The 22,245-nt window shown below is 74.2% G+C and carries 16 protein-coding genes; 9 read left to right on the top strand and 7 right to left on the bottom strand.

Annotation, left to right across the window (positions count from 1 at the left end; all coding sequences use genetic code 11):
- Position 1: 1 nt before the first annotated feature.
- The 5 genes from ACIGA3_RS11360 to ACIGA3_RS11340 all read right to left on the bottom strand — a co-directional run bounded on the left by ACIGA3_RS11360 (position 2) and on the right by ACIGA3_RS11340 (position 7,881).
- The gene (locus ACIGA3_RS11360; protein WP_399713194.1) at positions 2-2,740 is read right to left on the bottom strand and encodes a SpoIIE family protein phosphatase; all 2,739 of its coding nucleotides are present in this window, start codon (positions 2,738-2,740) and stop codon (positions 2-4) included.
- Between the two features lie 159 nt (positions 2,741-2,899).
- Positions 2,900-3,190, bottom strand: coding sequence for a YkvA family protein (locus ACIGA3_RS11355; RefSeq protein WP_399713191.1), 291 nt, complete (start codon positions 3,188-3,190; stop codon positions 2,900-2,902).
- Between the two features lie 80 nt (positions 3,191-3,270).
- Positions 3,271-4,440, bottom strand: coding sequence for a hypothetical protein (locus ACIGA3_RS11350; protein ID WP_399713188.1), 1,170 nt, complete (start codon positions 4,438-4,440; stop codon positions 3,271-3,273).
- Between the two features lie 233 nt (positions 4,441-4,673).
- The gene (locus ACIGA3_RS11345) at positions 4,674-6,038 is read right to left on the bottom strand and encodes an FAD-dependent oxidoreductase (protein WP_399713185.1); all 1,365 of its coding nucleotides are present in this window, start codon (positions 6,036-6,038) and stop codon (positions 4,674-4,676) included.
- A gap of 115 nt (positions 6,039-6,153) precedes the next feature.
- Entirely contained in the window at positions 6,154-7,881 is a 1,728-nt protein-coding gene (locus ACIGA3_RS11340) for an NlpC/P60 family protein (RefSeq protein WP_399713182.1), read from the bottom strand.
- 467 nt (positions 7,882-8,348) lie between these two features.
- Here ACIGA3_RS11340 and ACIGA3_RS11335 point away from each other — a divergent pair, with 467 nt between their 5' ends.
- Complete coding sequence (locus ACIGA3_RS11335) at positions 8,349-10,322, top strand: DUF1996 domain-containing protein (RefSeq protein ID WP_399713991.1); 1,974 nt, start codon at positions 8,349-8,351, stop codon at positions 10,320-10,322.
- A 56-nt stretch (positions 10,323-10,378) separates the two neighbouring features.
- On the opposite strand, the gene ACIGA3_RS11330 is transcribed toward ACIGA3_RS11335, so the two are convergent.
- Positions 10,379-11,020: a class I SAM-dependent methyltransferase gene (locus ACIGA3_RS11330; RefSeq protein ID WP_399713180.1), complete on the bottom strand. Its 642-nt coding sequence runs from the start codon at positions 11,018-11,020 to the stop codon at positions 10,379-10,381.
- Positions 11,021-11,129: 109 nt separating this feature from the next.
- Between ACIGA3_RS11330 and ACIGA3_RS11325 the strand changes: the two genes are divergently transcribed.
- From ACIGA3_RS11325 to ACIGA3_RS11310, 4 genes are all read left to right on the top strand, one after another.
- Positions 11,130-11,582 (top strand): flavodoxin family protein, encoded by a 453-nt coding sequence (locus tag ACIGA3_RS11325; RefSeq protein ID WP_399713178.1) that lies wholly within the window; start codon positions 11,130-11,132, stop codon positions 11,580-11,582.
- 213 nt (positions 11,583-11,795) lie between these two features.
- On the top strand, positions 11,796-13,880 hold the full coding sequence (locus ACIGA3_RS11320; protein ID WP_399713175.1) for an acetoacetate decarboxylase family protein: 2,085 nt from the start codon (positions 11,796-11,798) through the stop codon (positions 13,878-13,880).
- Between the two features lie 22 nt (positions 13,881-13,902).
- Positions 13,903-14,220, top strand: a complete 318-nt coding sequence (locus tag ACIGA3_RS11315) for a hypothetical protein (RefSeq protein WP_399713172.1) — start codon at positions 13,903-13,905, stop codon at positions 14,218-14,220.
- 128 nt (positions 14,221-14,348) lie between these two features.
- Positions 14,349-15,593 (top strand): beta-ketoacyl-[acyl-carrier-protein] synthase family protein, encoded by a 1,245-nt coding sequence (locus ACIGA3_RS11310; protein WP_399713170.1) that lies wholly within the window; start codon positions 14,349-14,351, stop codon positions 15,591-15,593.
- Here the strand turns inward: ACIGA3_RS11310 and ACIGA3_RS11305 are convergent.
- Positions 15,590-16,765, bottom strand: a complete 1,176-nt coding sequence (locus tag ACIGA3_RS11305) for a glycosyltransferase family 4 protein (RefSeq protein ID WP_399713167.1) — start codon at positions 16,763-16,765, stop codon at positions 15,590-15,592. The genes ACIGA3_RS11310 and ACIGA3_RS11305 overlap by 4 nt on opposite strands.
- A gap of 152 nt (positions 16,766-16,917) precedes the next feature.
- Here ACIGA3_RS11305 and ACIGA3_RS11300 point away from each other — a divergent pair, with 152 nt between their 5' ends.
- The 4 genes from ACIGA3_RS11300 (at position 16,918) to ACIGA3_RS11285 (ending at position 22,234) form a co-directional block, all read left to right on the top strand.
- Positions 16,918-17,667, top strand: coding sequence for a class I SAM-dependent methyltransferase (locus ACIGA3_RS11300; protein WP_399713165.1), 750 nt, complete (start codon positions 16,918-16,920; stop codon positions 17,665-17,667).
- 34 nt (positions 17,668-17,701) lie between these two features.
- Complete coding sequence (locus tag ACIGA3_RS11295) at positions 17,702-20,386, top strand: NACHT domain-containing protein (protein ID WP_399713162.1); 2,685 nt, start codon at positions 17,702-17,704, stop codon at positions 20,384-20,386.
- Positions 20,383-21,189 carry an SDR family NAD(P)-dependent oxidoreductase gene (locus ACIGA3_RS11290; RefSeq protein WP_399713159.1) on the top strand — a complete coding sequence of 269 codons (807 nt, stop codon included), beginning with the start codon at positions 20,383-20,385 and terminating at the stop codon, positions 21,187-21,189. The genes ACIGA3_RS11295 and ACIGA3_RS11290 overlap by 4 nt, the downstream gene beginning before the upstream one ends.
- Positions 21,190-21,256: 67 nt before the next feature.
- Positions 21,257-22,234: an acyl-CoA desaturase gene (locus ACIGA3_RS11285; protein WP_399713157.1), complete on the top strand. Its 978-nt coding sequence runs from the start codon at positions 21,257-21,259 to the stop codon at positions 22,232-22,234.
- The last annotated feature ends 11 nt before the right edge of the window (positions 22,235-22,245 follow it).

The raw sequence follows: 22,245 nt of genomic DNA, 5'->3' as shown, positions 1-22,245 counted from the left end.
GTCACGGCAACGGCTGTTCCGCCCAGATGATTTTTCCGGTCGGGGTGTAGCGGGTGCCCCAGCGGTCGGAGAGCTGGGCCACCAGGAAGAGGCCGCGGCCGCCCTCGTCGGTGCTGGCGGCGTAGCGGAGGTGGGGGGACGTGGTGGTGCCGTCGGAGACCTCGCAGATCAGGGAGCGGCCGCGCAGGAGACGTACCCCGATGGGGCCGCGGCCGTAGCGGATGGCGTTGGTGACCAGTTCGCTCAGGATCAGTTCCGTGGTGAAGGTCAGCTCCTCCAGGCCCCAGTCGGCGAGCTGCCGGGTCACCTTGGCACGGATCTCCGACACCGCCGCCGGATCGGCCGGCACCTCCCACTGCGCGACCCGGTCCTCGCCGAGGACGCGGGTCTCGGCCACGATCAGCGCGACGTCGTCCGTGGGGCGGACCGGCAGCCGGTCCAGGACGACGCGGCAGGTCTCCTCCGGCGAGGCGCCGGGCGCATGCCGCAGGGCGTCCCGCAGCATGTCCAGCCCCTCGTCGATGTCCCGCTCGCGGTCCTCCACCAGCCCGTCCGTGTACAGCACCAGACGGCTGCCCTCCGGCAGCTCCAGATCGGCCGTCTCGAACGGCAGCCCACCCAGGCCCAGCGGGGGACCGGCGGGCACGTCCGGGAACTCGACCGTGCCGTCCGGCAGGACCAGCGCGGGCGGCAGATGCCCGGCCCGCGCGATGGTGCAGCGCCGGGACGCCGGGTCGTACACCGCGTACAGACAGGTCGCGCCGGTGACGGCGGCCGCGCCGTCCTCCGGGGTCTCGTCCTGGTCGAGGCGGGCCACCAGCTCGTCCAGCAGGCCCAGCAGCTCGTCCGGGGGCAGATCGAGCGAGGAGAAGTTGTGCACGGCCGTACGCAGCCGGCCCATCGTCGCCGCCGCGTGCAGGCCGTGCCCCACCACGTCGCCCACCACCAGCGCCACCCGCGCGCCCGGCAGCGGCAGTACGTCGAACCAGTCGCCGCCCACCCCCGACTGCGCGGGCAGATACCGGTAGGCGATCTCCAGCGCGTCCTGCGCGGGCAGCGTGCGCGGCAGCAGACTGCGCTGGAGGGTCACCGCCATGCTGTGCTCACGGGTGTAGCGGCGGGCGTTGTCGATGGACACCGCCGCCCGCGCCACCAGCTCCTCCGCCAGCGCCAGATCCTCGGAGTCGAACGGCTGCGGCTTCTCCGAACGCCAGAAGTTCGCCACCCCCAGCACCAGGTTCCCCGCCCGCAGCGGGACCGTGATCAGCGAGTGGACGCCGTAATCGATGATCTGCTCGGTGCGCTCCAGGTCCTGCGCCTGCCAGCCCGGCGCCTCCCGCAGATCCGGCTCCACCACGGACTGCCCGGTGGCCAGGCTGCGCGCCTGCGGCGAGGTCGGCACGAACCGGATGCGCTCACCCAGCGGATACAGCGGCGCGTCCTTGCGGATGCCGCTGAACGCCGCCCGCCGCAGCTCCGTGCCCGGCTTCGGCTCCTCGCCCTTCAGCACCGCGTCGAACAGGTCCACCGTGACGAAGTCCGCGAACCGGGGCACCGCCAGCTCGGCCAGCTCCTCCGCCGTCCGGCTCACGTCCAGGCTGGTGCCGATGCCCACCCCGGCGTCGTACAGCATGTTCAGCCGCTCGCGGGCCACCTCCGCCCGGCCGGACAGGGCGCGCAGCTCGGTCGAGTCGCGCAGCGTGGTGACGCTGCCGGGCGGGCCGCCGCGCAGATCGGTGGGGCGCTGGTTGATCGCCAGCAGCTTGTCCTTGACCAGGTGCACCTCGTCCGTGGCGACCCGGCCGGAGGCGAGGAGCCCGGCCGTCTCGTCGTCCAGCCCGAGGTCCAGCACGCTGCGCATCTCGGCGTCCTCGGGCAGGTCCAGCAGCCGGTGCGCCTCGTCGTTGGCGAGCAGCAGTTTGCCGTCCCCGCCGACGATCAGCACACCCTCCCGGACCGCGTGCAGCACCGCGTCGTGGTGCTCGTACATCCGGGTCATCTCGTAGGGGCCGAGACCGTGCGTCTGGCGCAGCAGACGCCTGCTGACCAGCGCCGTGCCCGCCGTGGCCAGCGCGAGCGCCGCCGCGGCCGCCGCGAGGAGCAGCGGCACCTGCTGGTCGGCCGCCCCGCCGACGTGTGCGGTGGTGATGCCGGCCGAGACCAGCCCGACCACCTTGCCGCCCGAATCCCGCACCGGGACGACCACCTGGACCAGCGGCCCTATCGTGCCGGTCAGCTCCTCCACCACCGTGCCCCCGTGCAGGGCGGGCCCGATGGTCCCCACGAACTTCTTGCCGATCCGGTCCCGGTCGGGGTGGGTGTAGCGGATGCCCTCGGTGTTCATCACGACGATGAAGTCCACCTTGGTCGCCTTGCGGGCCGCCTCCGCGCTCGGCTGGAGGATCGCCGTCGGATCGGGCGAGCGCAGCGCGGCCGCCGTACCCGGGGCGTTGGCGAAGGCGCCGGCGGCGGACAGGGAGCGGTTACGGGCCTCCAGATCGCTGTCGTGCCGCACCTGGAGCACCTGAGCCACCACGGCCGACACCACCAGCAGCAGCACGATCACCACCTGGAGCAGGAACACCTGTCCCGCCAGGCTGCGACCCGTCATCGCCGCGCGCAGCACTCCGGGCGGACCGCCGTCGTCGTCACCGCCCGGATGCCGCGCGCCGAAGGGCGCGCGCGGATGCCCGAAGGAACGGGGCGCCCGCGTGTCGGGTCGGCCGGGCAGTCGCACCATGTGCCCATGTCTACACTGCCGCGCTCCGTCAGGCGAGGCCATCCCCCGAGGTCGGGGGCCTTGCGCCGCCGATCCCCGCCCACCCTGCCGGGGGAAACCCGTACGGGGTTCCCCGAACCATCCCAAGCCGCCGGACACCGCTGAGCCGCCGGACACCGCTCAGAGGTCGCCGGGCTTCCCCGGCAGCGGACGCGTCGCGGCGCGCATGCTGCGCAGGGCGAGCAGCAGGACGCCGATGTCGTCCAGGTAGACCGGGTCGGGGAGCAGATCGGTCGGCAGCACCAGATAGAGGACGGCGCCCCAGAACACCCAGCGCGGCCCGGTGGGCAGCCCCGCGTCGCGCAGCGAGCGCCGCGCCCGGACCAGCCGCACCAGCAGGACGACGGCGAGAACCAGCACGGCCGCCGCCGCCACGGCAGCCGCCACCAGCACGATCGTGCTCTTGTCCATGCGCACTGTCCCCTCCGGCATCCGCGGCTCGCCCGCGCCCTCTTAGCTACTGCCCGCTGTGGCGCGCGCCAGCCGCCGGGTCACACCCGGTCGCCGCCCTCGACGGCGGGCTCGGTGCCGGGGGTGTCCTCAGCGGCCTCGGGCCGCTGCCCCCACGCCGGGAGCCGCAGCCGCTCGAACGTCCGGGTCAGCTGCTGCAACGGCGACTGGGCACGGGCCGAGGGCCGCTGCTGGGGAAGGACGGGCAACGGGGTGTCGCGGTAGGCGGCCAGCGCCTCGTGCGCCTGCTCGGCGGCCTCCCGGTACAGATCCCGCGACTTCGTCATCGCGTCCAGCGCCTCCCGGTACCGGACGACCCGGCGCCGCTCCCGCTCCAGCTCCTCCTGCGGGGTCATCAGCGTCCAGTTCTCCCGCAGATCGGTCAGCGCCGCACCGAGCCCTCGGGGCCGCGGCCTGGACAGCGCGGCGAAGTCCCGCAGGGCCGCGACCAGGTCGGCGGGCTCCGAGCCGTCCAGGAAGACACTGCGCACGCTGTGCGCCTGCCGGTCGTAGCCGTCCGGCGCCGGGTCCGGGGGCAGCAGCACGGCACCGCCGCGCGGCACCTCGACCCCGAGATCCTTCAGGGCCCAGTTGACCGCCCGGAACTGCTGCGGAGTGGCCCGGTGCTCGATCACCCGGTGCCGCAGGCCCGGCGGCAGCAGCCGCGCCAGCGGCAGCTTCCCGCGCTCGTCCGGCGTCATCGCCTCGTGCAGGACCAGATTGACGCACCATGCCTCACGGGCCGCGTCCCGCAGCCGCCGGCGCATCTCCTTGTCGTCCAGCGGCAGCGCGTTGACCTGCCGGAGGCGCAGACCCGGCACGGTGGGATGGTGGTCCCACTCGCCGTCACCGTCGGACGCCGTGCCGCCCTCGGGCCAGAACAGCGTGGCCGGCGAGGGCCATGCCTCCTCCCACGGCTGCTCGGCCTCCGCCACGAGCGTCCACTCGTGCCCCGGCCGCTCCGGCCTGAGGACGAGGGTGAGCCGGGCCCGCACGGTGACCGTGCCCCAGGCGCGCCAGCGGGCCTCGAAGACGCGGTGCGTGGAGTCCCCGGGTGCGGGCGGCTCCGAGAAGTCGTCCAGATCCCCGCTCCTGTGGCGTTCTCTCAGGGTGCGGCGTACGACGTCCTCGGGGGTGGGACCGGTGTGACGGCCGCGGGCCGCCCAGAGTGTCTGCGGGACGGGGGCGCGGTCGGTGGCGGAGTTCGACATGGGCCAATCTGCAGGTGGGGGCCAGTGCGCGTTCCAGTATCACCGCTCGGCGGCGCCACCGGGGCGCCGGGGCCCGGGGCGGCGCGTCGGATGGGGGCGCGCGCGGTCGTGTGCGCCCCTGGTGCGCTTCGTACGCGCCCCGTAGGGGCCGGGCCCGGAGCGCGCGAGACCCCGACGAGGGCCGGGGAACCGGTCTCGTCGGGGTCTCGCGGTGTTCAGCGGGCGCTACGGCCTCAGGCGCCGCTCTCCCGGAGCATGTCCTCGCGCTCGACGAGCTTCACGCGCTCGCGGCCGTGCGGCTCACCGAGGGCGCGCTCGGCGGCGTCCAGCTTGTACCAGCCGTCCCAGGTGGTGAAGCGGATCTCGCGCTCGGCGAGGAACGCCTCCACCGCCTCCGGCTCGGGTGCGGTGGGGGTCTGGAGACGGCCGCCCGCGTGGTCGGCCAGCAGGTTGGCCACCGTCTCGTTGGCGTCGCCCTTGGTGTGACCGATCAGACCGACCGGGCCGCGCCTGATCCAGCCCGTGACGTACGTGGACGCCAGGTGGGCGCCGCTCTCCTCGATGACCCGGCCGCCCTCGTCCGGGACGGTGCCCGTCTGGAGGTCCCAGGGCAGCTTGGGCAGCTTCTCGGAGAGGTAGCCGACCGCGCGGTAGACCGAGGTGACGTCCCAGTCCTTGAACTCGCCGGTGCCCTTGACGTTGCCGGTGCCGTCCAGGGCGGTGCGCTCGGTGCGCAGGCCGACGACCTTGCCGTCCTCGCCGAGGATCTCCGCCGGGGACTCGAAGAAGTGCAGGAAGAGCTTGTGCGGGCGGTCGCCGACGTCGCGGATCGCCCAGTTCTCCAGCGTCTTGGCGACCATGTCGGCCTGCTTGTTGCCGCGCCGGGTCTCGATGGAGCCCGCGTCGTAGTCGATGTCCTCGGGGTCGACGATGACCTCGATGTTGGGGGAGTGGTCCAGCTCGCGCAGCTCCATCGGGCTGAACTTCGCCTGCGCCGGGCCACGGCGGCCGAAGACGTGGACCTCCAGGGCCTTGTTGGCCTTGAGACCGTCGTAGACGTTCTGCGGGATCTCCGTCGGCAGCAGCTCGTCCGCGGTCTTGGCGAGGATGCGGGCCACGTCCAGGGCGACGTTGCCGACGCCGAGGACGGCGACCTTCTCGGCCTCCAGCGGCCAGGTGCGCGGCACGTCGGGGTGGCCGTCGTACCAGGAAACGAAGTCCGCCGCGCCGTACGAGCCGTCCAGGTCTATGCCGGGTACGGACATCTCGCGGTCGGCCATCGCGCCCGTGGAGAAGATCACCGCGTCGTAGAAGGCGCGCAGATCGTCCAGGTTGATGTCGCGCGGGTAGTCGACATTGCCGAAGAGACGGATCTGCGGCTTGTCGAGCACCTGGTGCAGGGCGGTGATGATGCCCTTGATGCGCGGGTGGTCGGGCGCCACGCCGTAGCGGATCAGGCCGAACGGGGCGGGCATCCGCTCGAAGAGGTCGATGGACACGCCGGGGTCGGCGGCCGTCTCGGACTTCAGCAGGGCGTCGGCGGCGTAGATCCCGGCGGGGCCGGCTCCGACGATGGCTACCCGCAGGGGGCGCGGCATGATCAGGTTCCCTTCGAGCGTGGACAGGCGACTCGATCAGGAAGCCTAAGCTAAGGCAGCCCTAAGTTAGTACACGGGTCCGGTCTATGAGCTCATAAACAGGTTTTATGGGCGTTCAGACGGGCCTGATCACCCGGTGGATGGCGGCCTCTCCGGCGCCGTAGACCGACTCCTCGCGGATGGTCGCACCCGGCCCCGGCGCGTGGATCATCGTGCCGTTGCCGACGTACAGGCCCACATGCCGGTCGTCCTCGAAGAACAGCACCAGGTCGCCGGGGAGCGCCGCGGCGAGCGCCACCTCGGTCCCGGCCGCCGCCTGCTCGTGCGCGGCCCTCGGCAGCTCGACCCCGGCCGCCCGCCAGGCACCCTGGGTGAGGCTGGAGCAGTCGAACGAGTCGGGCCCGGTGGCACCCCAGACGCAGGGCTTGCCGACCTGGGCGGCGGCGAAGGCGATGGCCTTGGCGGCACGGACGACGTGCGCGGATTCGGAGGCGGGCTGGGCGGCGGGGAAGGTGCCGGTGCTGAAGGCGGGGGGCTGGGGGGTGGGGAAGGGGCTGGATTCGTACGCCGGTGCTGGGGCCGGGGCGGGTGCCGGGGCCGGCTGGGCCGCTGGGGGTGCGGGCTGGAACGCGGGTGCCGCCGGGAACGCGCCTGTGCCGTACGTCGGGGCCGGGGCCGGGGCCGGAGCCGCCTCGGCAACCGGTGGTGCCACCAGGAATGCCCCCGTGTCGTACGTCGGCGCCAGGGAGCCCGCCGCCGGGAACGCCCCGGTGTCGTACGCGGGCGGCGGCGCGGCCGGGTAGGCGAAGGCGCTCGTGTCCACGGCGGGCAGCGTGCCGGTGTCGGTCTGCGGGGCCGGGGCCAGATAGCTCAGGCCACCGGTGTCGGTCAGCGGGCCGGGGATCGGGTACGGCAGCGAGCCGGTGTCGCCCAGCGCGTCCGGCATGGGGTACGTCAGCGGGCCGGTGTCCGTGACCGAGGCCGGCGGTGCCGTCCACCGGCCCGTCGGAGCGGCCGGTGCCTGCGCCGCGCCGGAGCTGGCGATCCCCGGCGCGGCAGTCTGTGCGGCGCCCGGTGCGGGCGCCTGCGGGGTGCCGCCTCCCCATGCCTGCGACGGAGCGGCGTTCCAGGAGTGGCGGGACAGCATGTCCCTGGCGGAGGCGAGCTTGCGGCGGTTGCCCGCCTTGAGGTCGGCGGGGGAGGTGCGCGCCGGCCCGGCGGGCTCGATCGGCAGCACTCCGGGAGCACCGCCGGGCGGTCCGGGCGGTGTCGGTGCGGGGGCGCTCGGGAGGCCCGGCATGCCCGGCCCAACGAGGTCCGGTCCACCGACCGGCATGACCGGGGGAGTCAACTCGGGTGCGCTTGGCGGGAGTTGCGCGACCGGTGCGGCAGGGAGCGCGGCCATGGGTGCGGCCGGAGGGAGCGCGGTTGCCGTACCCGCCTCCAGTGCCGGGGTGGACGGGCCGCCCGTCAGCTCGGCCACCGGGCGCTGCGAGGGCCCGGCGGGCAGCGCGGGCGTCTCGGGCTCACCACTGGGAAGGCCCAGCTCGGCGGCGGTCCAAGTGCGTTCCACGACAGGGGGGTTGTCGGGCATCCGGTCGGCGGGGAGGACCGCGGGCATGGTCGGGCCGGCCTTGGCGCGGGCCGCGTCGAACCACTGCCGGGTCACCGCGTCGAGTGCCGGGTCCTGACGGCTGCCGGACCGCTTGGCCAGCGGGACGCCCCGCTTGCGGGTGGCCGCCGCCATCGCACGGGTCGCGTTGTAGTTGCCCGTCGCGGTCTCGGCCCGTGCGTAGAGGGAGTCGATCCGCTGCCGAACCTCTTCGTGACTCTCCGGCGCCATGGGAGACGTACTCCTTCCTCGCCCCGCGGGGCAATTGGCCCGGCGCGCCCGGAAGTCGGTCGAATCTCCCGTACCGGACGCCGCTGCGGGCTCACTGGAATGGGGGAGCCGGGCGGCCTGCGGTCAACCTAGCCAACTTGTGTCACTCGTGTGAAGGTCGCCGGGTGGAATGTCCGATACGTATTTGTGATGTTCGCCGCCGTGTTCGGACGGGCAGACTAGGCGCCCACGCGGCCAACTGCCTTTTATCGGTGTGCGCGTGGCCTCGCGAGCCTCATGTGGCCCGGTTTTCTTGAGAGTTCGCCATGAAATCCGGGCCGGGGTGAACGCGTCGGCGCCACCCCGCGTATGGGTGTGGGGCGCCACATGCCCCCACCGACCACGACTCGCAGGGGACGATCTTGGAACCGAACAGGCGCAGGCGCCCGACCGGCGCACGACGCGTGACCCTCGCCGCGGTCGCGCTGATGCTGGGCGGCGGCGGCCTCGTCGCGGCGAACGTCTACGCGTCGGCCAGCGAAGGCGGCTGGGGCGGACAGGGCTCCGGCGACGCGGCGAACGCATCTCTCAGGTCGGCCGGAATGGCCACCATCGACTGCCCCGACGTGGGCACCCAGCTGACCGACGTACCGGAGGCGGCCCGCGCGGACGTCGACCGTGAACTGGCCCAGCTGGACCAGCAGATCGCGGAGGCGTACCAGCGGCTCCAGCAGTCGGCCGACGCGCTCCGCCAGGACCCCTCGGCCGCCGACAACTCGGTGATGAACCCGCTGAAGGACAAGCGGACCGCGACCCTCGGCCGTATCGCCGACGCCATCGGCCGCGCCGGGAACCGCCCCGACAAGCTCGACGCGCTCGCCGCCTGCACCCTGCGCCCCGCCGAGGCCGCCCCCGGCGGCGAGCAGCAGGGTTCAGCCGCACCTTCGCAGAGCGCGGGCGGGGACCAGGGCCAGAACCAGGACCAGGGCCAGAACGGTGGCACCGGGCAGGGCGGCAACGGGCCCGTCGCCGCCGACTACGCGGACATCAACTCCGTACAGCCCAACGCCCCCAAGGCGCCCCCCGGCGGCACCTTCCGCACCGAGTGCGGGGTCAACGAGAACGGCCTGTTCAACTCGGACAACGTGATCGTGGCCCCCGGTGTCTCCAACGGCGCCCACCACTTCCACGACTACGTCGGCAACCAGTCCAACACCGCCTTCGCCAGCGACCAGGACCTCGCCGACGCCAAGACCAGCTGCGCCGACCAGGGCGACAAGTCCACGTACTACTGGCCGGTGCTGCGCCTCCAGAACGGCACGCAGGAGCGGGACGCCGGGGCGCCGGGCGGCGGCACCGAGGGCAACGCGGGCCAGATCGTCACGCCCAAGGAGGTCACCCTGACCTTCGTCGGCAGCCCGAGCGGCCAGGTCACCGAGATGCCGCGCCTGCTGCGCGTCATCACCGGCGACGCCAAGGCGTTCGTCAACGGGCCCGCCAACGCCAACGCCTCCTGGAGCTGCACCGGGTTCGAGGACCGGCAGCTGAAGGACAAGTACCCGCTGTGCCCGTCCGGCAGCGACGTGGTGCGCAGCTTCCACTTCCAGAGCTGCTGGGACGGCCGTAACGCCGACAGCGCCAACCACCGCACCCATGTGGCCTTCGCCGACGCCCAGGGCAACTGCCCCGCGGGCTTCAAGGCCATCCCGCAGCTGGTCCAGCGGATCGTCTACGACGTGGACGCGCCGAGCCTGGCCGACGGCGGCAAGGGCACCCCGCTCTTCGCGGTCGACTCCTTCCCGGAGCAGCAGCACAAGCCGGTCACCGACCACGGCGACTTCATCAACGTCTTCGACGAGAACCTGATGCGCACCATGGTCGACTGCATCAACTCCGGCCGGAACTGCGGCCCGGGCGACGACGGTCAGGGTGACGGCGGCAAGGGCGACGACGGCGGTACGGCGAACCCGGGCGAGGAGCCCGGCGGCCAGGACACGGCCGAGCCCGGCGCGAGCACCGCGCCCGAGAAGCCGGCCGAGACGAGCCCGGAGAAGCCCGCGGAGCCCCAGCCGGAGAAGCCGGAGCAGCCGGAGCAGCCGGGCAAGCCTGCCGAGACCGCCCCGGCCCAGCAGCCCGCGCAGTCCAACCCCGTGGAGGCGCCCCGCGTCGACGCGACGACCGCGCCGGCCAACACCACCAAGAACGACGGCGGCAAGGGCAAGCGGGACGAGTCCAGCGCCCCGGCGGCCCCGGCCACCACCGCGGCGCCCCAGGTCTCCGAGTCCGCCCCGGCACAGGCCGGCGCCGTCACCACGCCGCCGCCCGCGAACCTCGAGCCGCAGGCGGTCGGCAACGGTGGCCTCGCGGAGACCGGCGCCAACCTGTGGCCCGCCGCCCTCGGCGTGCTGCTGGCCGCGTCCGGCCTGGTGATGCTGCTCCGCGCCCGGCGTCTGCGCTACTGACCCGAGCCCGGCCCGAGCCCCCGGTTCCCCTGCGGGACCGGGGGCTCAGTGTCTTTTCAGTGCGCCGTACGCCGGCAGTACAGGAACAGATGCGGCTCCGGCCCGGCGTCGGGGTGGGCCGGTACGAAGGTGGCGTGCCCCTCGTACAGCACCGTCAGCCCCGCGTCGGTGGCCAGCCGCGCGAACTCCTTTGGGGAGAAGCTGCTCACCCGCACCGGCTGCCCCATGAACTCCGTCTCCGTGTCCGCCACGTCCACCGGGACGGTGGCCAGCACCGCCAGACCTCCCGGCCGCAGCGCCCGCGCCAACGCGCCCACCACGTCCCGCTGTTCGGCACGGGACATCTGGAGCAGCGAGAAGTACACGCAGATCGCTTCGAACGACCCGTCCTCCAGGGGAAGTTCACGGATGTCGGCCACCTGGAACTCCGCGTCCGGCACCTGGCGCGCGGCGAGGTCCACCATCACCGGGGACACATCGACGCCCAGCACCCGGTGCCCCGCCCTGGCCAGTGCCTCGGCGGTCGGCCGGCCGGTCCCGCTGCCCACGTCCAGCACCCGGCTGCCCGGCATCAGATGGTCCAACAGCCAGCTCAGCGAGGCCAGATGCGGCCCGGAGGTGGCGAACGCCCGCTCGTACGCGATGCCCAGCGTGTCGAACACCACCGCTGCCGGTGCCCGCTGATCTTCCTCGGCCAAGACGGCTCCTCCCGTGTTCCGTACCGGTGCCCGGCATCGTCGTACCCATGCCCGCGTCCCGCGAAGCCCGCGTTTGCGGAGGGAAGCGCCGACAGGGCAGGGTGCGGGCGTGCCCACCTTGCTGATCGTCCACCACACGCCCTCGCCGAACTGCCAGGAGCTGTTCGAGGCCGTCGTGTCCGGCGCCACCGCGCCCGAGATCGAGGGTGTCCGCGTCGTCCGGCGCGCCGCCCTGGCCGCGACCGCCTCCGACGTGCTGGCCGCCGACGGCTACCTCCTCGGCACCCCGGCGAACCTCGGCTACATGTCCGGCGCCCTCAAGCATTTCCTCGACCAGATCTACTACCCGTGCCTGGACGAGACCAGGGGCCGCCCCTTCGGCTACTGGGTGCACGGCGGCAACGACGTGACCGGTGCCGCCCGCGCCGTCGAGGCCATCACCACCGGCCTCGGCTGGCGCCGCGCCGCCGAGCCGGTCAGCGTCACCGGTGCGCCGGGCAAGGCCGACACCGAGGCGTGCTGGGAACTGGGCGCCGTCCTCGCGGCGGGCCTGGCCGGCTGACGCCGGGGTCGCCCGTTCGGCGGCGCCCGCGCGTATCCCTCGTGGCCCCCGCCCGGCCCGGCACCGGACCGGGAAAGCGCTGGTCCCGCCGCCCCGGACCGGCCGGACGAAGGTGCGGGCGCGGGACGCCTGGCCGACGATGGGTCACGAGGCCGCGTCCCGCCGGACGCGGTCGCATCCCGTCGTACGTCGTCTGAATCGAGGGAGCGTCGGATGCGAGCGGACGGCCACGCACCCGGACGGCCCGCGCCCGGCGGGCAGGACGCCGACCAGCGCACCACCGAGGAACTCCTGCGCGAAGGCGCCCGCGAGATCGCCGAGGTCGCCGAGGGCGTCCGCGCCGTCGCCGAACGCACCGCGGACGCCCTGCTCGCCCCACCCCGCAAGGACTCCGCCCGCCACCCCCGCACGGGACTCACCGCCCGCTGGGCGCTGCTGCGGGCCCTCACCGACCCGCGCTGCCTGGGCGCCCCGGCCGGGCCGGCCCGCAGAAGACTCACCAGGCTGCTCGGCGCCCGCCGGGGCGGAGAGCCCCTGGCCGCGCTGACGGCCGTCACCTCGCTGCGGCTGCGGATCGCCGCCGTCCTGGCCGGCCACCCCGAACTGGCCCGCGACCCCGGCATACGCCGGCTCACCGCGGCCCTCGGCACCCAGGGCGACCGGGAGGCGGTACGCGCGCTGCGCACCCTCTTCCAGGACCCCGGCGCCCAGCGCGCCCTGGCCGCGCTCGCCCCCGTACTGGCCGAACTCCTCACCGTGCGATCCCTGTTGGACGCCGAGCCGCGCGGCGAGACCGAACCGGACCCCGGCGCGGAACACGGCGCCGCCGAGGCCGTCGACCTCACCGACCGGGAGAGGCAGACCCTCGCCACCGAGGGCTCGCTCCTCGGCTTCCTCCGCAACATCGACATCCTCGCTCCCGAGGGCCGCGTCCTCGTGCAGAACGTGCGCGGCCCCGACGGCGTCGTCCGGTACGTCGTCCAGGCCCCCGGCACCAGCCCCGGCCGCCCCCGCCACGGCTCCCCGCGCGATGTCGTCGGCGCCTGGCGCGAGCAGCTCACCGCCGACTCGCCCTACACCCGCGCACTCCGGCCCGCCATCGAGGACCACGGCATCCCGCGCGGCGCCGAACTCGCCCTGATCGGGCACGGCGAAGGCGGCACCGCACTGCTCAACCTCGCGCGGGACGCCGCGTTCTGCCGCGCCTACCGGCTCACCCATGTCATCGCGGTCGGCTCCCCGGCCCCCGCCGGAAGACCCGCCGACCCCCGCACCTGGACCGGCCACCTCACCAACGAGCACGACCTCGTCCCCGCCGCGACCACCGCCGATCCGCACCCGGGCCGGTACGAGGCCCGCTACACCGGACCCACCCGCGCCTTCCCGGAGTCCCACCTGCTGCGCGAGTACATCGGGCACCTGCGCACCGTCGCCCCCGAAGCCCGCGAGCACATCGACGAGGCCCTCACTCCGTACCGGGGCCCCGTGGTGCGCAGCCAGGCGTACCAGCTCAAGGACCCGGCCCGGCCGCCCGAGGGCCACCCCTTCCTCACCCTCCCGACCGCCTCCGTCCCGACGACCACCGGCCCGGTCGGCGTGCCCGTGCGCTACCAGGACTCCGCCGCCGCCCACCTCTGCTTCCCGGTCGACACCGAGGCGGTCCGGGCCCTGCTGCCCGACGTGCCCTGGATGCGGCCCAGCGGGATCGGCCGGCACACCCTGGCCGTGCTCTCGCTGTACGAGCACCGCTGCTCCACCCTCGGCCCCTACACCGAGATCGCCCTGTCCGTCCCGGTGGACGACCTGTGGCGGCCCCGCCCGGCCGACCTCGCCACCGACGTGCTGCGCCGCGCCGACCTGCGCCGCACCGGCCGCTACGTCCTCTCCCTCGCCGTCACCACCGAGGAGGCCCGCGTCGCGGCGCGCGAACTCTGGGGCCTGCCCGCCGTACGCGCCGCCGCCGAGGTCCAACTCACCGGCCACCGGCTCCGGCTCAGCGCACCGGGCCTCGGCATCGCCGTACTCGGCCGTCTCGGACCCGGCGTGCGCTGCCCCGAGCCCGACTGGGCCCTGTACGGCCGACGCGGCGAGAGCACCGTACGCACCGCGATCCGCACCTCCGGGCGCCCCCGCCTGCACGCCGGGGCCGGGGTGCGGCTCCGGCTGGACACCGCCGCCGCCGAACCCATGGCCGGGCAGCTGCGCAGACTCGGCATCGACACCGCCCGGCCACTGTTCGTCGTGGCCTGCCCGCAGTTCATGGTCCACCGTGCCGCGGGCGCCGTCCTGCCGCGCTGAACCTCCGCCACCGGGAGCCATCATGGTGCGCCACTCCACCCACGCCCAGTCGATCGCCGCCGAACTCCTCGACCGGATAGCGCAGTTGCGCGCCGACGCCGAACTGATGGACGGCTACGCCCGACGCCTGCTCGCCACCGCCGCCACCCTGAGCGGCCGGGTCGCCGCACCGGAGTGGAGCAGACCCACCCTCGCCCGCCAGGCCGCCGCCTGCCGTACGACCGCCCGCCAACTGCGCACCGCTGCCGAGGCGTTGCTCAGCCAGAGCGAGCCCGGCCGGTCCCGGCCCCGCCGCCGCCCGGCCGTGCCCGCCGTGCTCCCGGCCACCGGCCGGAAGTGACCCGCGTCCGGCGGCACGCCAAGGACGTTCGGGCATCCGGGTGGTAGCCGGTGCCGTCCTGGGCCGAACGGGTCGTGGCGGCCGGGCGAGCGCCCCGAAGGTCCGGATAATCACCGCTCATGCAGCTCGTGAACGCAGGTCAAGCGACCCGGCGCGCCCCCGTGGCCGTCACCGGACTCGGACTGGTCACCCCGGCCGGCGTCGGACAGGCGGCCGCCTGGGAGGGCCTGTGCGCCGGAATCTCCACGGCCACCGCCGACCCCGGACTCGACGGGCTGCCCGTGGCGTTCTCCTGCCAGGTGCCCGACCTCGACGCGCCCCGGCTGCTCGGCCACCGGCTCAGCCGCCGCCTCGACCGCTTCACCACCTTCGCCCTGCTCGCCGCGCGCGAGGCCGTCGCCGACGCCGGACTCACCCCCGGCGACTGGGACGGGCCGCGCATCGGCATCGTGATGGGCGTCGGCACCGGCTCGATGCAGGGCTGGCAGGCCGAGTTCGACCGGCTCGCCGCCCGTGTCCCCGACCGGGTCTCGCCGCTCGCCCTGCCGCGCAGCGTGCCCAACATGGCCGCCGCCGAGATCGCCCTCGACCTCGGCGCCACCGGCCCCAACCTCGTCGTCTCCACCGCCTGCGCCTCCGGTACCAGCGCCATCGGGCTCGCCCGCGACCTGCTGCTCTCCGGCGCCTGCGACCTCGCCCTGGCCGGCGGCAGCGAGTCCGCCCGGCTGCCGATGACCGCCGCCTGCTTCGCCCAGATGCGCGCCCTGTCCCGCCGGTCCTACGCCCCGCACGAGGCGTCCCGTCCCTTCGACCGGGACCGCGACGGCTTCGTCCTCGGTGAGGGCGCCGCCGTCCTCGTCCTGGAACGCACCGCCGACGCCCGCGCCCGCGCCGCCCGCCCGGCCGCCCTGGTCGCCGGGTACGGCGCCTCCTGCGACGCCCACCACTTCACCTCCCCCCACCCCGACGGCGACGGTGCCGCCCGCGCCATCCGCAGCGCCCTCGCCGACGCCGGGCTCGCCCCCGAGGACGTCGACCACGTCAACGCCCACGGCACCTCCACCCCGCAGGGCGACCTCGCCGAACACAACGCCCTCCACCAGGTCTTCCACCGTCCGCCCCCGGTGACCGCCGTCAAGGGCACCATCGGCCACGCCATCGGCGGCGCCGGCGCCATCGAGGCCGCCTGCACCGCCCTCACCCTGCGCCACCAGCTGATCCCGCCCACCGCCAACCTCCACACCCTGGACCCCGCCATCGACCTCGACGTGGTCACCAAGGCCCCCCGCCCCCTGCCGATGCACGCCGCCCTCAGCAGCTCCTTCGGTTTCGGCGGCCAGAACGCCGTACTGGCGTTCACGGCGGCCGATTAGGTCTGGCGCACCGGCCGGGCCAGCAGATCCGCCGTCTGCCACGCGGTGGTCTCCCAGCGCAGGTTCGCCACCGAGCGGGCCGCCGCTTCGCCGAGGCGGCGGCGCTGGTGGTGGTCGTCCAGCAGACCGCTGATGGCCGCGCCGAGGTGGGCGGCGCCGACCAGGAGGCCGGTGGCGCCGTGCGTCACCGCGTCGCGGTGGCCGGGTATGTCGGTCACGACGGCGGGCGTGCCGCAGGCCGCCGCCTCGCTGATGGTCAGTCCCCAGCCCTCCGCCGAGGACGCGCTCACCAGCACCCAGGCGGAGCGGTAGCGCCGGATCAGCTCGGCCTGCTCCACCCGGCCCAGGAAGGTCACGGCGGCCCGGCGGCCGAAGCAGACACCGCTCAGCCGCTCCAGATCGCCGCGCTCGGGCCCGTCGCCGATCACGCAGAGCCGTGCCGACGGGTGGCGCCGGAGCACCTCGCGCATCGCCCGGACCACCAGGTCGATCCGCTTGGACCGCACCATCCGCGCCACCACCAGCACCAGCGGAGAGGTCGAGCGGCCGCTCTCCCCGCCCCCGCCGAACGCGCGGTCCACACCCGGCGGGACCACGCTGATCGAGGACGGCGGCAGCGCCAGCCGCCGCACCAGGTCGTCGCGGGTGGAGTTCCCCGGCACACAGATGCGGGCCCGTCTGTAGAGGACGGGCGCCAGCCGGGACTCCGTCAGCCGGCCCAACCGGCCCAGCACCGGGCCGAAATGCTGCTGCCACACCTGCCCGTGCACATGGTGGAACCAGGTGACCGAGGGGCCGGTGGCCCACAGCGGCGACAGCCAGGGCACGCCGTTCCAGACCTCCACCACCCCCGTGCCCGGCCGCCGCAGACGCGCGCCCTCCGCGAGCAGCCCCGGAAACACCGAGTACCGGCCGCCCCTGCGCAGCACGCGGTACCCGTCCCGGACCGTGTGCTCCGGGCGCCCCGGCACCCCGGAGGTCCGCAGCAGCACCTCCACGCCCGCCTCCGCCCAGACCCTCGCCATGGCGCTGGTGTGGTACTCGGACCCGCCCGCGTCATCGTCCTCGGCGTCGCGCCAGGCCAGCACGAGGATTCTGCGGATTCCGGCCTCCGACAGGCGTTGCCGCAGGCTTTCCGGCCCGGTGATCGGAGGTGTTCCGTGCTGCCGCAAATTCGCCCCCCTGTCCCCACCGCGCGGACGCCGGGCGCTTCGCAATTCCCGTCAACTGCGCAGTTTAGAGGGCATCTTGACAGGCATTCCGCCGACTGTCACGCTCGGTCAGCGGTCACGGATCGGGGTGGCGAATGAGATACCGGCCTGCGGTGCCCACGGCGGAGGAACCCGTCCGGCGGATCGTCTCCCAGGTCACGGGATGGCTCACCCTGGAGCAGGCGAAAGTACTCTCCGAGCTGGCCGGCCGCATCCCGGACGGCACCCACGTCGTCGAGTTCGGATCTTTCCTCGGGCGGTCCACGCTCTGCCTGCTGGCGGGCGCCCCCGAACACGTCACCGTCTACGCCGTCGACCCCTACACCGGCGACGAGGTCGGCCCCAGACCCGGCCGTACGGCGGACGGCGGCCGGGACCCCGAAGCCGTGCACCGCGCGTTCCACCGGAACCTCGCCGACGCCGGAGCCGCGGACCGCGTGACACACCTGCGGATGCGCTCCGCCGACACCCCGGACGAACTCCTCCGCCGCGCCGGGCTGGTCTTCGTCGACGGCTCGCACCGCTTCCGGGACGCGGCGGACGACCTGCGGCGGGTGTGCGCCCGGCTGCGGCCCGGCGGCTGGCTCGCGGTGCACGACGCCTTCTACTCCGTGGAGGTCACGCTGGCGATCATGACCGTGCTGCTGCGCCGGCCCGACTTCGAGTACCGGGGGCGCCGCGGCAGTCTGGCCGTCTACCGGCGCACCGCCACGACCCCCGGCGGACCGGCGCCACGCCGGGGCCATCGCCTCCGCCAGGCCGCCGAGCTGACGACACTCGGCGCGGTCTGCGCGCGAAAGACCTGGCTGCTGACCGGCGCGGCCGGCCGGGGCGGCGGCATCGACGCGCACTGGCCGCACTGAGCGGCGGCACGGGGACACGGACGCGGAGGCGCGGGTGCTGCGAAGAGGGCTGACGACGGCGTTCTCCAGGATCGGTGATCTCAGGCCGTTCTGGTGGCCGTCCGCACGGCGCCAGCGGATCGCCTCCGCGGCCGTCACCTGCCTCATCGTGGCCGCGACGGTCATCGGGCACCGCATGCTGCGCGGTGGCGACATCAACGGTGTCTGCACCCGCCAGCCAGTGGCCTGCGGCCTGGTCACCAACCTGATGTCCAGCATCATCGTCGCCCTGCTGGTGTCCCTGCTGTGGATCGGCACCGTCTCGCGCCGGCTCGTGCTGCGCCGCCATCTGCGCCGGATTCGCGCCGACCCGCGGCGGCTCCTGGCAGGCATCGGCGCGGACACCGGACCGGACGACTTCATCGAACCGCCCGGATTCTTCGCCATGCTGGAGACCGAGCTGCGGTTCGGGCCCGCCGGAGTGCCGCTGATCGTCACCGGACCGGCCGGCTCGGGCAAGACGATGCTCCTCACCAGGCTCGCCGTACGGCTGGCCGGGCAGGGCCTCGTACCGGTGCTGCTCTCCATGCGCGGCCGGGCGCCCGACGTCGGCATCGCCGCGCTGGCCAGAGAGAGCTTCCTCCAGCAGATCGACCGCTTCGTCGGCCGGGAGGACGACGGCGACCGGATCTGGCGCAAGATCAGGGCGCAGCGCCGGGTCGTCGTCCTGGTGGACGCACTGGACCAGATGGGCGCGGACACGGGCTACGTCGACGTACGGGAGCTGACCCGCACCCTGCTGGACCGGGTCGCCGACGAGGACGTCGGGCTGGTGCTGGCCGCCCGGCCTGAGTCGCTCCCCGCCGTGCTGCCCGGCTACCGGTTCCCCGTCCCCGCCCTCCCGGTCGCCCGGACGGTCGCCCGGCTCACCGCGCGCGGCGTCCCCCCGGCGCTCGGCCGCGAACTCACCACCCGCCTGGAACTGCACCGGGTCCCGTTCTACGTCGCCCTGTGCCGGGAACTCCCGCTCACCGAGCTGGCCGAGATCGCCGCCCTCCCCGGCTCGGTCCTGGACCACCGGATCGCCGTACTGGACCGGGTGATCGCCCGGCGCACGGCGGACGCGGCCGTCCCCGGCGAATTCGGCCGCGTGCTCGGCGCGGTCGCCTGGACCCAGATCCGGCTGGGACACGGCGGATGCGGGCTGGACGAGTACCTGTCCGCCACCGACGTGCCGACCCCGGACGGACGGCCGCTCAGCCGCGCCGCGCTGCTGACGGTGCTGCGCGCCGCGCAGGCCATCGGACTGCTGCGCATGGAGGACGGCGGACAGGTCACCTTCCGCCACCCGCTGATCCTCAGCCACCTCGCCTCCCTCAGCGCCGTGGAGAGCCTGGGCAGCGGACGCGGACGACGGTTGCTGGCCGCGACACTGGCCGGGACCGCCATGCGCGAACCCGTCATGGCGCTGGAGACGGCACTGTCCCGCGAACCCTCCGCCGCCCGCGTCCGGCGCCTCATGGACCTCGTCCTCCAACTGCCGCCCACCGCGCCCGTCCTGCGCAACCTGTCGGTCCCGAACATGCTCGCCTCGCTCGCCGCCGCCCTGCCGGACCCGCGGCTGCGGCGGCGCTGCCTGGAACTGCACCGACACCAGTGGGCCCTGGCCCGCCCGGCGGACAAGGGCGCGGCCGTCCCCTTCATCGGCCTGCTGGACGTGCCCGGCACCGGCGACTTCCTCTGGTCGGTCATGGACGCCGACGACAGTTACGTGGCCCGCTGGGCCTGCGCCCGGCTCCTCGCCGAGCCGGACACCGACCGCTACCTGAGCGTGGCCGACGCCGTGGACGGCTTCACCGGCCGGATGCGCAGCCCGGTGGGCCCGGTGCTCGGCAGCGACATCGTGGAGCGCGCCTTCTGGTTCGTCCCGGCCCTCGCCGACGGCCTGCCACCGGGCCCCGCCAGGGACCGGGCGGCAGGCCAACTCCTGGAGCTGCGGCGCTGCCTGGAGCAGATCACCCGCGCCGAGGCGCCCGGCGCGCTCGGCGCCGAGTCCTCGCTCGCCCAGGGGTACAAGCTGGCCGCGTTCCGGCACCCCACTCTCACCCCGGACCAGGGCGCCTGCGACATGCTGCGCACCGGCCGGTTCTGGTACGCCCGGCTGGAGGCCGTACAGGCGGTGGGGCGGCGGCTGCACCACCACCCCGGCGATCCGCGGGCGCTCGGCGCGCTGCGCGAGGCCCGGCGCGACGCCCACCCGTTCGTACGGGCCATGGCCGCCCTCGCCCTGCGGTGCGGCGCAGAGCCCTGGTCACGGCTGCTGTGGTATTCAGAGGGGAGCCTGAGCGGCGCCGAGGTGTCGTCGCTGGCCCCGGAGGCGCTGCAATTGCTGGGTGAGGTCACCCTCTGGCTGAACCACAACGAGCGGGCCGGCCAGGGCGAACGAGATGCCAACAGTCTGCGGAACTCGCTGCCCGCGTGCATGGCCAGGCGGGCGCACCGTTCGCGTCTCACCGGCGGCGGAGCGTGCGGGGACGAGTGCGGCTTCGGCCTCTGCCCGTACACCGCGGACGTGACCGGCCGGCACTCCCGCGACCTGCTCAACGAGGCCGTCTGCCGCTCCATCCGGCAGGCCGGACTACGGGCCGGCACCCCACCCTGGTACGACTCTTTCCGAAGGAAGGACTACACGGCGGTATGGACCACGCTGGAGACCTTCTACCAGAACCGGACCCGGTGACCCCGCGACGGGACGGCGGACGCTTCGGCGGCAAGCGGGTCCTGGTGACGGGCGCCGGGCACGGGATCGGTCTGGCGATCGCCCGCGCCTTCCTGGACGAGGGGGCCACCGTCTGCGCGGTGGACGTCTCGCGCGAGAACCTGACGGCCGGTCTGGGCGGCGAGGAGCGGGCCGAGCCGGTGTGCGCGGACGTCGCCGCCGACCCGCGGGGGCTCGCGGCGCGGCTGCTCGCGGGCGGCCCCGTCGACGTGGTCGTGAACAACGTCGGTGTGCGGTCGGGCAAGTCCTTCCTGGAGATGGAGCCCGAAGACCTGCGCACCACCTATGCCGCCAACATCGAGGGACCCTGGTTCCTCACCCGCGACCTGGTCCGGCGCTGGGTGGAGAGCGGCCGGCCGGGGTCCGTCGTCTTCGTGCTCTCGCTGCACGCCGAGGCGGTCCGCATGAACCCCGACTACAGCACCTCCAAGGCCGCCCTCACCATGCTCGTCAAGGAGCTGGCCGTCGAACTCGGCCCGCACGGCGTGCGCGTGAACGCCGTCGCGCCCGGCGCCATCGACACCTGGTCGAACGACAGCGAGCGGTCCCGCGCGCACGTCGAACGCTCCAGCCGCGCCGTCCCGCTGGGCCGCCTCGGGACCGCCGGGGACGTGGCGCACTGGGTGCTCGCCCTCAGCGACGACCGGCGGGCCGGGTACATGACCGGTTCCGTCATCACGGTGGACGGCGGCCTGCGACTGCACAACTGGCTGCTCGACCTCTACGCCGACGCGGCGGACGAGCGCGACACCACGGACTTCTAGCGCGTCCCGGCCATCCGGCGCGCCCGGACTCCGGGCGCGCCGGCGCAACCCCCGAAAGGCCCCACCCGTGTCGGACTCCCCCCACCCGCATCCACTCCCGCCCGCCGCACACGAACGGTCCTGGCCGAATGCCGAGCAGGTGCTGGTCGGCGTGTTCGTCGCCGTTCCCTTCCTGGCGCTCCTCGCCGCGGTCCCGCTGGCCTGGCGGAACGGGCTCAGCCCCACCGACCTCGTGCTCGCCGTCGTCTTCTACGTGGTCAGCGGGCTGGGCATCACGGTCGGCTTCCACCGGCACTTCACCCACGGCTCGTTCAAGGCCCGCCGCCCGCTGCGCGTCGCCCTCGCCGTCGCCGGGAGCCTCGCCGTGCAGGGGCCGCTGCTCACCTGGGTCGCCGACCACCGCAAGCACCACCGCTACTCCGACCGCGACGGCGACCCCCACTCGCCCTGGCGGTACGGCCGTACCCCACGCGCGCTCGCCAAGGGCATGTTCCACGCCCACCTCGGCTGGCTGTTCGACGCCGACCACGCCTCCACGCGGACGTATGCGCCCGACCTGGAACGTGACCCGGCGCTGCGGCTGATCTCGCGGCGCTTCAACACGTTCGTGGTCCTCTCGCTGACGCTGCCGGCGCTGCTCGGCCTGCTGATCACCGGGACCTGGACGGGCGCGGCGACCGCGTTCTTCTGGGCCGGGCTGGTGCGGATCTGCCTGGTGCACCATGTCACCTGGTCCATCAACTCCATCTGCCACGCGGCCGGTTCACGCCCGTTCCGCAGCCGGGACCACTCCGGCAACGTCTGGTGGCTGGCCCCGCTCTCGTTCGGCGAGTCCTGGCACAACCTCCACCACGCCGACCCGACCAGCGCCCGGCACGGTGTCCTCACCGGCCAGCTGGACGCCAGCGCCCGGCTGATCCGCTGGTTCGAACGCCTCGGCTGGGCCTACGACGTGCGCTGGCCCGACGCCGTCCGGGTACGGGCGCGACGCCACGAAGCCAAAGCGCCGGAAACGGGAACCGGCGCGCGAGAATTGCGGTCTTAGGCACCGTCAAC

Source organism: Streptomyces sp. NPDC085596, assembly GCF_044541565.1.
Lineage (GTDB): Bacteria > Actinomycetota > Actinomycetes > Streptomycetales > Streptomycetaceae > Streptomyces.
Note: the sequence above shows the minus strand (reverse complement) of the source record. Positions and strands in the feature narration are given on the sequence as shown.